General features: G+C 64.4%; 10 protein-coding genes. 4 read left to right on the top strand and 6 right to left on the bottom strand.

Annotation, left to right across the window (positions count from 1 at the left end; translation table 11 throughout):
• Nucleotides 1–12: 12 nt before the first annotated feature.
• From ACVMIH_RS24955 to ACVMIH_RS24940, 4 genes are all read right to left on the bottom strand, one after another.
• Complete coding sequence (locus ACVMIH_RS24955; protein ID WP_310881109.1) at nucleotides 13–591, bottom strand: thioredoxin family protein; 579 nt, start codon at nucleotides 589–591, stop codon at nucleotides 13–15.
• A gap of 17 nt (nucleotides 592–608) precedes the next feature.
• Nucleotides 609–1364, bottom strand: a complete 756-nt coding sequence (locus ACVMIH_RS24950) for a cytochrome c biogenesis CcdA family protein (RefSeq protein WP_456866551.1) — start codon at nucleotides 1362–1364, stop codon at nucleotides 609–611.
• 411 nt (nucleotides 1365–1775) lie between these two features.
• Nucleotides 1776–2387 (bottom strand): sigma-70 family RNA polymerase sigma factor, encoded by a 612-nt coding sequence (locus ACVMIH_RS24945; protein WP_057018990.1) that lies wholly within the window; start codon nucleotides 2385–2387, stop codon nucleotides 1776–1778.
• A gap of 246 nt (nucleotides 2388–2633) precedes the next feature.
• Complete coding sequence (locus ACVMIH_RS24940; RefSeq protein WP_057018989.1) at nucleotides 2634–3701, bottom strand: acyltransferase family protein; 1068 nt, start codon at nucleotides 3699–3701, stop codon at nucleotides 2634–2636.
• 211 nt (nucleotides 3702–3912) lie between these two features.
• Between ACVMIH_RS24940 and hrpB the strand changes: the two genes are divergently transcribed.
• The 3 genes from hrpB (at nucleotide 3913) to ACVMIH_RS24925 (ending at nucleotide 8753) form a co-directional block, all read left to right on the top strand.
• The gene (gene hrpB, locus ACVMIH_RS24935; RefSeq protein ID WP_456863728.1) at nucleotides 3913–6381 is read left to right on the top strand and encodes an ATP-dependent helicase HrpB; all 2469 of its coding nucleotides are present in this window, start codon (nucleotides 3913–3915) and stop codon (nucleotides 6379–6381) included.
• A gap of 219 nt (nucleotides 6382–6600) precedes the next feature.
• Entirely contained in the window at nucleotides 6601–8052 is a 1452-nt protein-coding gene (locus tag ACVMIH_RS24930; protein WP_456863725.1) for an NCS1 family nucleobase:cation symporter-1, read from the top strand.
• A gap of 200 nt (nucleotides 8053–8252) precedes the next feature.
• On the top strand, nucleotides 8253–8753 hold the full coding sequence (locus tag ACVMIH_RS24925; RefSeq protein WP_076834957.1) for a TIGR02281 family clan AA aspartic protease: 501 nt from the start codon (nucleotides 8253–8255) through the stop codon (nucleotides 8751–8753).
• 390 nt (nucleotides 8754–9143) lie between these two features.
• Here ACVMIH_RS24925 and ACVMIH_RS24920 read toward each other — a convergent pair whose 3' ends face one another.
• Together ACVMIH_RS24920 and ACVMIH_RS24915 are read right to left on the bottom strand one after the other, a co-directional pair.
• Entirely contained in the window at nucleotides 9144–9419 is a 276-nt protein-coding gene (locus ACVMIH_RS24920; RefSeq protein WP_253588641.1) for a hypothetical protein, read from the bottom strand.
• Between the two features lie 355 nt (nucleotides 9420–9774).
• Nucleotides 9775–10236, bottom strand: a complete 462-nt coding sequence (locus ACVMIH_RS24915; RefSeq protein ID WP_456863722.1) for a hypothetical protein — start codon at nucleotides 10234–10236, stop codon at nucleotides 9775–9777.
• A gap of 441 nt (nucleotides 10237–10677) precedes the next feature.
• Between ACVMIH_RS24915 and ACVMIH_RS24910 the strand changes: the two genes are divergently transcribed.
• Complete coding sequence (locus ACVMIH_RS24910) at nucleotides 10678–12177, top strand: phosphomannomutase/phosphoglucomutase (protein ID WP_456863719.1); 1500 nt, start codon at nucleotides 10678–10680, stop codon at nucleotides 12175–12177.
• The last annotated feature ends 35 nt before the right edge of the window (nucleotides 12178–12212 follow it).

The following is a 12212-nucleotide window of genomic DNA, read 5'->3' as shown; positions in this document are numbered from 1 at the left end:
TTTCATCAGGCTTTAGCTGTTGGCATTGAGCAGCCGCGCGACGGTGCGGTCGATCTCGTCGTACTGTCCCTCGCCGGCGTGCTGGAACACGATCTTGCCGTTCTGGTCGATCACGTATTGCGCCGGCCAATACTGGTTGCGGTAGGCGTTCCAGGTCTGCGAATTGTTGTCCTGCGCCACCGGATAGAGGATGCCGTGCCGCTTCAGCGCCGCCTGCACGTTGGAGGCCGAATGCTCGAACGGGAATTCCGGCGTGTGGACCCCGATCACGACGAGGCCGCGATCCCGGTACTTCGAATAGAGCTGGGTGACGTGCGGCAGCGTGTTGACGCAGTTGACGCAGCCATAGGTCCAGAAATCCACCAGCACGACCTTGCCGCGCAGGTCGGCGAGCTTCAGTGGCTGCGAATTGAACCAGTTGCTGATGCCGACGATTTCGGGCGCGGTCTGGCTCTGTCCGGTCGTCATGGCGATCGCCCGCGGCACCGGCTGTGCCGGCGCGTCTGACTCGGTGCAGAGGCCGGGAATGACGGCGCCGCCGAGGCCAAGGCCCGTAACCAGAGCGGATACGGCAATCAAGCGCAGGGACATCGATATCTCCTTTGGGCTTACAGGCCGATCTGGCCGTTGGGATAGAACTGGGTCAGCCACGCCACGATCAGCGTGTCGTATTGCAGGTAGGACAGCGCGGCGAATGCGACGATCACGACGCCGAAGCCCTGCTGCAGGCGCGGCGCGATCCGCGCCATGCTGCGCGCGCGCGTGGTGACGGCCTGTCCGCCATAGGCAATCGCAAGCATCGGGATCGCGGCGCCGATCGCGTAGGTGACGAGCTGCAGGCTCGCCCACGCGGTGTCCTTCGAGGTCGCGACGATGGTCAGGATCGAGCCGAGCACGGGGCCGGCGCACGGCGTCCACACCAGGCCGAGCGTAGAGCCGAGCACGAAGCCGCCGAACAGGCTTTGCGACGGCGCGGCATGACCGAGGCTGCCCCCTTGTTTGGACGTGTTTTCTTGACGCGAACCGGTATCCACTTCGCTCGAAAACGCTTTGGTAGCGCCGGTGAGCCGGATCGACAGCCATTCGAACGGCGCCGGCCAGATCATCAGGAGGCCGAAGCCCGCGAGCAGCACGGCCGCGCCGGTCCGCAGCACGTTCGGATCGAAATCGAAGGCGCGCGTGATCGCGCTCAGCAGCAATGCCACCGCAGAGAATGACATCACGAAACCGAGCGCGATCATCGCGGGCCGCGCCTTGCCGGTCTGGCCTATCGATACCCCGAGCAGGATCGGCAGCACCGGCAGGGTGCAAGGGGCGGCGACGGTGGCGACACCGGCAAGCAGGGCAAGGGCAAGGCTGAGCATCGTCATCCGTCCATCAGAGCCCCGGCGCGCCAGAGGGCCGTGCCGGGTACGCCTGATGTTCTTCGCGAGGACGGTTTGGCCGTTACGGCGGGCCGGTCGCGGGCCGCGTCACGTCTGTGTGAGGCGAGGTGCACTCGGCTTCACGACGTCGCGCCAAATACAGAGCGACCCGGCTGGGGGGCATCCCGGCCGGGTCGTTGGAGGCTACTTGGGAGGTTAGAACGAAGAGGTATCGAAATCGGTTCAGTGGATTGGAGTTGGGGTTGCGTCGTTGGATATAGGTATAGAGGTCGCGTTTTTCCGGGTGATGTCGTCGATTGTTTCAATTGTTTCGTCGCCTGAATTTTTCGGCTTCGTGGACAATTGCCCGGGTCGCGTGATTTCCCTTTAAGATATTGAATTTGCAGTCTTTTATGCGGCGACGCTATCCACGCCGGCACCCCGCAGGAGGTCGGCGAGCTGCTTGCGGGCATAGAACATGCGGGTCTTCACCGTGCTCTGCGGGATCCCGATGATCTGCCCGGCCTCCTCGACCGACTTCTCATGGTAGTAGACCAGATTGATGATCTCGCGGTGAGCCGGCGACAGCTTGGCCACGCAGGCGCGGAGGATCTCGCTGGTGGTGGCGCGATCGAGCGAGGTTTCCGGCGTGTCGGCGCCGTCGGCGATCTCCAGCACGTCGTCCTGGTCGATGTCCTCATGCTTGCGCTGGCGTAGCGCGGTCAGCGCCTTGAAGCGGGCGATCGAGAGCAGCCAGGTCGAGACCTGCGAGCGGCCCTCGAATTGGGCCGCGGTGCGCCAGACGTCCAGGAACACCTGGCTCACCAGGTCCTCGGCCATCGTGGTGTCGCGCACCATGCGGAGCACGAAGCGGTAAACCCGGACGTTATGACGGGAATAGAGCGTGTGCATCGAGGTGCGGTTATTCTTGGCGATACGCGCGAGCAGCGTTTCATCCGAGGTCGCGCGAGCAGCGTCGATATGCTTCGTGGCTGCAGAGTTGATGGCGATGACGTTCGGCATGACAGGCTCCCAGTTCGCCGTTGGGCGGCGGTTCGTTGGGAGAATTGTTAGTTACGGCCCGTTTCCGGATGTCTGCGCGAAAAGCGGAAAATGGTTTCGTGAACGGGAGAATTGTTTCGTCGCCGGCCCGACTACGAAACATTCGGGACCAAAAAGCCAATAATTTCAATGCGAGGAAAATTCGAGCGGCCGGATTCCCGCCGTCGGAACGAATCCGGCTGTTATGACTTCTGGCACTGTCGGGGCTTATTCGGCCGCCTGCAGCGAGGGCGCCGCCTTTTTCGGGGCAATCCAGAACGCATCGGGCCGTTCGAACAGGAAATTGGCCCGCGCCGCCAGCGCCAGCCGCCAGATCACGAGCGAGCCGGCGACGCCGACCGCGGTCACGATCAGCGAGATCAGGCCGATGTCGTGGATGACGCCGAAGCGCAGCAAAAGGGTGCGTGATGCAGCCATCGGCAGGAAGAAAGCGAGATAGATCACGATCGAATGCTCGCCGCAGAAGCGCAGGAAGCCGAGCCAGTGCGCGCGCGTCAGCAGCGTGCCGGTCACGATGATCGCGCAGGCGCCGGCAAAGCCGAGTGCCAGCGAGACGACCGGCCATTCGCTCACCTCGAGCGCAACCAGGCCGCCATTGATCAGCGCCCAGAGCCCAAGCCCGAGCAGGGCAAGCGCAGGCCGTGCCCGCGCGCGGTCCGAGAGCGCGAACACGTAATCGGCGAGGACATAGCCGGTGTAGAAGTAGACGAAGCGGGAGCAGAACTCGTCGATCACGGTCCAGCCGGTCGCGACATGCGCGGTCTCCAGCGCTGCCGCGATCAGCCAGATCACGAGCGGGTGGACGTTGCGCGCGAGCTTGGCGACGACGAAGAAGATCGGCAGCAGATAGATGAACCACAGCGTGCCGAACGGCTCGATGAAGGACTCGAGGTATTGCAGCCCAACCTGGGCCCAACCGGTCTCGGCGGCCAGCGACGGCGCCTTGAAGCCGAACTGGATCGTCACCCAGAGCACGTAGAAATAGGCGAAGTGCATCACCTTGCGGTCGAGATAGGTGCGCCAGTCGCGATCGATCACGACCGACAGGAACAGGCCCGAGATCAGGAAGAAGTCCGGCATCCGGAACGGCTTCGCGAACATCACGACGTAGTGCATGAAGCCGGTCTGGTCGGCGGCCTTCTCGACCCCCAGCACCGAATGCATCATCACGACCATGATGATGCAGATGCCCTTGGCATAGTCGACCCAGTCGACGCGTCCGCTCGCGCCTGGGGCGGAACGATCTGTCGCAGCGGCTGTGCCGTTCGTGGTCATCTTTGTCTCGTTCCGGCGTGATCGTGCCTATCATCGGCCCGATCGGTTGCTTTCTCCTTTATTGATACAAATGGTGTGCCACCAAACCGGATCTTTCCGCGGGTTTCCCGTAGCCGGCGAATGGTCTAAGAGGCCGTGGAATCCAAGAGAAGAGACCGTTTGTTAACCATGGGACGCACCGGCCCGAGCGCCGCTGCGATGATGAAAGTCCTTGCCGCGCCAATTCGATAATCCGCTGCCGATCGACGCCGTGCTCGATGAGCTCGATCGCACGCTCGAGGGCCGCAACGCCGCGGTGCTGGTGGCGCCGCCGGGTGCCGGCAAGACCACGCGCGTGCCGTTGGCGTTGCTCGATGCACCCTGGGCGAGGGGCAAGAAGATCATCGTGCTGGAGCCGCGCCGCATCGCCGCGCGCGCCAGCGCGGAGCGGATGGCGAAGACGCTCGGCGAGCGTGCCGGCGAGACCGTCGGCTATCGCGTGCGCTTCGGCTCGAAGGTGTCGCGCGCGACGCGGATCGAGGTCGTCACCGAAGGCATCTTCTCGCGCCAGATCCTCGACGATCCCGAGCTCAACGGCGTCGCCGCGGTGCTGTTCGACGAATTCCACGAGCGCTCGCTCGATGCCGATCTCGGGCTGGCGCTGGCGCGCGACGCGCAGACCGGCCTGCGCGAGGACCTGCGGATCCTCGTGATGTCGGCAACGCTCGACGGCGCACGCGTCGGAAAACTGCTCGGCGACGCGCCGGTGGTCGAAAGTGAGGGGCGCGCCTTTCCGGTCGAGACCCGTTACGTCGGCCGCAAGGTCGACGCGCCGCTGGAGCGGCAGATGGCCGAGACGATCGCGACCGCGCTGCGTGCCGATGCCGGCTCGGTGCTTGCCTTCCTGCCGGGCGCCGCCGAGATCCGCCGCACCCAGACCTTCCTCACTGAGCGTGTGCACGACGCCTCTGTCGAGATCGTGCCGCTGTTCGGCGCGCTCGATGCCAGCGTGCAGGATCGCGCCATCGCGCCGGCGCCGAAGGGCACCCGCAAGGTGGTGCTGGCGACCTCGATCGCCGAGACCTCGCTGACCATCGAGGGCGTCCGCATTGTGGTGGACTCTGGCCTTGCGCGGGTGCCGCGCTACGAGCCAGACATTGCATTGACGCGGCTCGAGACCGTGCGGGCGTCGCGCGCCGCGGTCGATCAGCGGCGCGGCCGCGCCGGCCGCATCGAGCCCGGCGTCTGCTACCGGCTCTGGGACGAGCCGCAGACCGCGTCGCTGCCGGCCTACACCGCGCCCGAAATCCTCTCCGCCGATCTGTCCTCGCTGGTGCTCGACCTCGCGCAATGGGGCGTCAGCGATCCCGCGGGCCTTGCCTTCCTCGATCCACCGCCGGGACCGGCGCTGAAGGAAGCCAGATCGCTGCTGTCGGAGCTCGGGGCGCTCGACGGTGATGGCCGCATTACAGAGGAAGGGCAGAGCCTGCGCGCGCTGGCGCTGCCGCCGCGGCTGGCGCGCATGATCGTGGATTCCGCCCGCTTCGGTATGGGCGAGGAGGCGGCCGAGATCGCCGCGGTTCTGACCGAGCGCGGGCTCGGCGGCGACAGTGTCGATCTCGACGTCAGGCTCGACCAGTTCCGCCGCGACCGTTCGCAGCGCGCATCGAGCGCCCGCAGCATGGCGGCGCGCTGGGCCGCGCAGGTGAAGTCGGCGGTCGGCGAAGCGAAAGATCTCTCCATCGGCGTCATGCTGGCCTTCGCATTCCCGGATCGGGTCGCCAGGAACCGCGGCAATGGCAGCTTCGTGCTGGCCAACGGCCGCGGCGCCGCCGTCGAGCAGACCGCGGCGCTGGCGCGGCTGCCTTATATCGCGGTTGCCGAATTGACCGGCACGGCGGCGAGCGGCCGCATCCTGCTGGCGGCGCCGATCACCCAGGAGGAGATCGAGCAGCGTTTCGCCGACCAGGTCGAGAACGTGGAAGAGGTGACGTTCGACCGCGGCGCGATGGCGCTGCGCGCGCGGCGCCGGCGTTCGCTGCACGCGATCACGCTGTCGGAAGCACCGATGTCGCTGTCGCCCTCGGCCGAGACCGCGCGCGTCTTCGCCGACGGGCTCATCGCGGCCGGGCTCGACCGGTTGCCGTGGTCGAAGCACTCCAAGCAATGGCGCGACCGTGTCATGTTCCTGCGCAAGGCCGAGGACGAGAGCTGGCCCGATCTGTCCGACACCGCGCTCGCCGCGCGTGCCGACGACTGGCTGGTGCCGGCGCTCTACGACAAGACCGCGCTGAAGGACCTGTCCGCCGGCGACCTGTCGGACGCGCTGATGGCGTTGCTGCCGTGGGAATTGCGCGCGCGGCTCGATCGCGAGGCGCCGACGCATTTCGAGGCGCCGACCGGAACGCAGCTCGCGATCGATTACGAGGCCGAGCAGGGCCCGACCATCGCGGTGCGGCTGCAGGAGCTGTTCGGGCTCAACACCCATCCCTCGATCGCCAAGGGCGCGGTGCCGCTGGTGCTGGAACTGCTGTCGCCGGCACAGCGGCCGGTGCAGGTGACGCGCGATCTGCCCGGCTTCTGGCGCGGCAGTTACGCTGCGGTGCGTTCCGACCTGCGCGGCCGCTATCCGCGCCATCCCTGGCCGGAAGATCCCGCCAGCGCGATGCCGACCAGGCGCGTGAAACCGCGCGGCACGTGACGGGTCGCGAATCTCATGCATCGCCGTCATTGCGAGGAGCGATAGCGACGAAGCAATCCATCGTTCCGCGCATGCCGCACGATGGATTGCTTCGCTTCGCTCGCAATGACGGGCATAGACCCGCACCATCCGGGACGTAACGCTGGCGAGCGTCCGCAAACGGTGGTTAGATTTGCGCGCTGGGATGGGATCACGGGCTCGCAGTTTGGGGAGGTCACCGTGGAGATCAAGAACGCATCGCCGTCGCTGTACAACGAAGACTTGGCGCCGGCCAAGGAACGCAACTGGGGCGCCTTCAGCATCTTCAACGTCTGGACCTCGGACGTGCATAGCCTGTGGGGCTATTATCTCGCCGCCAGCCTGTTCCTGCTCTGCGGCAGCTTCGTCAATTTCATCCTCGCGATCGGCGTCGGGTCGCTGGTGATCTTCGTGCTGATGAGCCTGATCGGCAATGCCGGCGTGAGGACCGGCGTGCCCTATCCGGTGCTGGCGCGCGCCTCGTTCGGGGTCTGGGGCGCCAACATTCCAGCGCTGGTCCGCGCCGTCGTCGCCTGCTTCTGGTACGGGGCGCAGACCGCGGCGGCCTCGGGCGCGATCGTTGCGCTGCTGACGCGCATCGACAGCTTCAAGGCGTTCCACCAGTCCAGCCATATGCTCGGCCATTCCACGCTCGAGGTGATCTGCTTCGTCGTGATCTGGGCGCTGCAGCTCCTGATCATCCAGCGCGGCATGGAAACGGTGCGGCGCTTCCAGGACTGGGCGGGACCTGCGGTGTGGTTGATGATGCTGATCCTTGCGATCTATCTGTGCATCGCGGCCGGCGGCATCTCGCTCACCGCGCCGATCCCGCAGGACGTGCTGCTGGAGAAGACCAAGGAGGCTGGCGTACCCGGCGTGCCCGGCTCGTTCCCGGCGCTGTGCGCCGTCGCCGCGACCTGGATCACCTATTTCGCCGCGCTCTATCTCAACTTCTGCGACTTCTCGCGCTATGCGCCCGATGCAGCCGCGCTGCGCAAGGGCAATATCTGGGGCCTGCCGGTCAATCTGATCCTGTTCTCGCTGGTCGCCGGCGTCACCACGATCGCGGCGTTCAACGTCTATCACGAGGTGCTGCTGCATCCCGACCAGATTTCGGCGAAGTTCGACAGCTGGTTCCTGGCGCTGCTCGCGGCGGTCACCTTCGCGGTGGCGACGCTCGGCATCAACGTCGTCGCCAATTTCGTCTCGCCGGCGTTCGATTTCTCGAACGTGTTTCCGCGGCATATCGACTTCAAAAAGGGCGGCTATATCGCGGCGCTGATCGCGCTGGCGCTGTATCCGTTCGCGCCCTGGGAGGGCAGCGCCGCCTCGTTCGTCGGGCTGATCGGCGCGACGATGGGACCGATCTTCGGCGTCATGATGGTCGACTATTACCTGATCGCCAAAGGCCGTGTGAACGTGCCGGCGCTGTATCAGGAGAACGGCGAATATCGCTTTCAGAACGGCTGGAACGTCAGCGCGCTGATCGCCGCCGGCATCGGCGCGCTGTTCTCGTCGGTGCTGCCGAACTTCACCTCAATCCTTCCGGCGTGGTGGGCGGTCTATGGCTGGTTCTTCGGTGTCGGGATCGCGGGCACGGTCTATTACGCGCTGCGCGTTGCGATGCCGAGCCCGGTCGCCAGGACGGCCTGAGAGACGGCCTGAGGGCCGGAAATTGCGGCCCTCGTGGGCGACCGACGTCATTCGGCCGCCCCTTGGGGCTCGCATTAACCCTTCGCTCATCCTTTTCGCCAAAATGGCAGGCTCGTGCCGCCGCCCTCGCTCGCGGCGGGGCGGGCGGCGTGGTGAAATTGCGTGTTCGGTTTTCCGAGTATGGTGTCATGCGTAACCTGATGATTTTCGCGGCCATCCTGATCGGGCTGGGCACCTTCATGGCTCAGATGGCCAGCAAGATGTCGCCCGCCGCCGCGACCACCACAAAGCAGACCATGGCCCCAGCCGTCACGGTGGCGCAGGCCAGCGCCCGCACGCTCAGTATTGCGCCCGATCCTCGCGGTCACTTCGCGACCGACGGCCGGATCGACGGCCAGCGCATCAACTTCATGGTCGACACCGGCGCGTCGGTGGTAGCCCTGAACGAAACGTCCGCGGCACGCTTCGGCCTGCGTCCGGTGCCGGGCGATTACACCTCGCGCGTCACCACTGCCAACGGCACCATCAAGGCCGCGCGCGCCCGCATCGCCATGATCGAGATCGGCGGCCTCACCGTGCGCGACGTCGATGCCCTGGTGCTGCCCGACGAGGCGCTGTCGGAAAACCTGCTCGGCCTGTCCTTCCTGTCGAAGCTGAAGCGCTTCGAATATGCCAACGGCAAATTGTTGCTGGAGCAGTAAGGCCGATTGGCATCAAAGCCTATCCAAGTCTTCCGCTGGATGTCTTCCTCCGTGATGCGCATCGTCTCCTCAGAACGGCAGAAATTCCGCCGAAACTGAGGAAGGCGGACACACAAGTCGCCGCGAGGGAATTCAGTGCGCTGCTTGTTCACATTTTGGGAATGAGAGCGTAGTCGAGTCGATCTTCGCGACGGCGCGGCATTTGCGCCAGACGTTCGCGGGCAACGTCAGACCTGAGGCGCTTTCGCAGAGCGTCGCGCCGATCTCCCGCCGTGCTCACTGTAAATCCTTACTGCACTCTCTGATATAGCCGGGCGGGTCGTCGACATTCGGGCAGCGCACGACCTGAACGCAAAAGACTTCATCACCGTGTTTGAATATCGAGACTTTTCAACGCTCGCCTCTCTCCGTCGGTTTCCCGGTAATAGCTATGCCTAGGCCGGCATCGTCACCCGATAGCGACACCTCATCTTCCCCAAAAGGAAAAACGGATAGACACTCTTTCGGCACATCAATCCATTGCCCATTGTGTTCAATGCGCATCGACCGTTCCAAGCCTACCCCAAACCCCTTCTTTTCCAGGTTTCGGTCGCAAACTGCCTTGAGGGTGCGAAGTTCGATCTTCGCAAGATCCCCGCCTTGTTGATTTTTGAAAGTCAAAGTCACGACACCGGCTTACACCAGGGGCCCGAGTTTGCCTTGCATACCGTTGAATTGGCGAGCAGAAGGCATAAGGCTCCGGCGAGCACGAACATTTTCATCGGCATGACTCAATATTTGTATCGATTCCAATCAGGCATTCTCGACCCCGTTGGCTTGCCGTGAAGCCAATACAGATAGCTCCCATCCCAAGATCCAACCCACGCTCGATAATCCGGAGTTTTCTGCGAATAAGCCTTCGCATTGTCTAGATCTCCATCAATCTCGTGCTGATCATCCCAGTGCATGTGCCGACGTGCCACCGCACCGCTGTCGCCAAACCCCACACCACCGCCCAGCGCTCCGTCTTGGAATCCGCGCGCTATCTGATCGTAGTAATATAGTCCGCCGCGCTTATGATTTCCACGCCCAGTTCCGGGATAAAACCCCTGCTCTTGGTCTCTTCCGGGTAATATTGGGCACCAAGGTCTATCATTTCCTTACGGGCAGCGTCCCATGCGCGCTCCGCGCTCTCGAAACCGATCCCCGCATTGCGGCTCGGAAAGTCGCCACCTTCGGCGCCGCCAAAGCGCTTGATGCCAGCGACGCCACCCGATCCGCTGGGGCTGTTGCCAGTCGCCGGCCCGTTGACGCCGGGCTGACCGGCTGCTGTCGCAGGCTGCTGCGGCTGGGGTTGCGCTGGTTGAGTCGGTGTCGGCGGCTGCTGAATCTGCGCCTGTTGAGTTACGCCATCCGCGGCGAACGGGTCGTGGTCAACGGGAACGAGCGAGTAGTCATCGAAATCCGGCTGATGGTCCACCGGCACCAGAAAGTAATCAGGCATTGATCATCACCTACAGATATTGCGGGCATCTGCGGGCGAGCGCGTGCGGCGCGCCTCGCGGAGAGTGCTGGGTTGGCTTTAGATGTTTGAAGCCAAGTGCTTGAAGGATGGCTTGCGCAATGGCGCGGAAGTGTCGCTTCCGGTTCGGCTTGCAAATCGTCTTCGCCGGACGCCCGCCTGTCGGCGGGGGCGGCCTTGGCCGTCAGCCAGTTCGGCTCGCTGCGGTGGCCGATTTCGGCGCGCTGCTGGGTCGGAGCGATTAGCGGTCAAGCAGCGCGTAGGGCGCAACAGCGCGGCGTATTGCGCCGGCGTGCAAGTATTGGCCGACGCCAAATCTGGCGCAATTATTAGCCACCAGCCCCAGTCTCTGCTTTCGCCCGGCCCGCGCATTCGCTAAAGGCTGCGACGATGTTTTTCTGCATACGACCATAAGGCCGAACCATGTTTCCCAAGCCGAAATCCGCGCTGGTTCCGAACACCTATGCCTTCGAATCCGAGCCGATGGTGAAGCCGACCGGGTTTCGCGAGTACGACGCGCGCTGGCTGTTCAACAAGGAAATCAACCTGATGGGCGTGCAGGCGCTGGGCATGGGGCTCGGCGCGCTGATCGCGGAGCTCGGCGTCCGCCAGGAGATCGTCACCGGTCACGATTTCCGCGGCTATTCCGCCTCGATCAAATACGCGCTGATCTCGGGGCTGATGGCGGCGGGCTGCAAGGTGCATGACATCGGGCTCGCGGTGACGCCGATGGCCTATTTCGCGCAGTTCGATCTCGACGTGCCCTGCGTCGCCATGGTCACCGCCTCGCACAACGACAATGGCTGGACCGGCGTCAAGATGGGCGCCAACCGTCCGCTCACCTTCGGTCCTGACGAGATGTCGCGGCTGAAGGCAATCGTGCTCAACGCCGAATTCAACAACACGGCCGGCGGCTCCTATCAATTCCACGAGAATTATCCGGCGCGCTACATCGCCGACCTCACCAGCCGGCCGAAGCTGAAGCGCAGGCTGAAGGTCGTCGCGGCCTGCGGCAACGGCACCGCGGGCGCGTTCGCGCCGCAGGTGCTGGAGGCGATCGGTTGCGATGTGATCCCGCTCGACACCGAGCTCGATCACACCTTCCCGAAATACAATCCGAACCCCGAAGACATGGAGATGCTGCACGCGATCCGCGATGCGGTGCTGGCGCACAAGGCCGATGTCGGCCTCGGCTTCGACGGCGACGGCGACCGCTGCGGCGTGGTCGACAACACCGGCGAGGAGATCTTTGCCGACAAGGTCGGCGTCATGCTGGCGCGCGACATGTCGGCGATCAATGCCAACGCGCAGTTCGTCGTCGACGTGAAGTCGACCGGGCTGTTCGTGACCGATCCCGTCTTGCGGAAGCAGGGCGCGAAGACGGTCTACTGGAAGACCGGCCATTCCTACATGAAGCGCCGCACCAATGAGCTGGGCGCGCTCGCCGGCTTCGAGAAGTCGGGCCACTTCTTCTTCAACAAGCCGTTCGGCCGCGGTTATGACGACGGCCTGGTGTCGGCGATCGCGATCTGCGAAATGCTCGACCGCGCGCCCGGCAAGTCGATGGCCGACCTGAAGAACGCGCTGCCGAAGACCTGGTCGTCGCCGACCATGTCGCCGCATTGCGCCGACGAGGCGAAGTACGGCGTCGTCGACGCTGTCGTGAAGCACTTCGAGACGCTGAAGCAGAACGGCGGGAAGGTCGCGGGCCAGAACGTCCGCGACCTCGTCACCGTCAATGGCGTGCGCGTCACGGTCGAGGACGGCAGCTGGGGCCTGGTGCGCGCGTCCTCGAACAAGCCGGAGCTCGTGGTCGTGGTGGAAAGCCCGGTCAGCGAGCGACGCATGCACGACATGTTCGAGGCGATGGATGCCGTGCTGCGCACGCATCCCGAGGTCGGCGAGTATAATCAGAAGATTTGAGCTGGGTGCTCCTGGGTCGTCATTGCCGGGCTTGA

Source organism: Bradyrhizobium sp. USDA 4503 (assembly GCF_054055815.1).
Note: the sequence above shows the minus strand (reverse complement) of the source record. Positions and strands in the feature narration are given on the sequence as shown.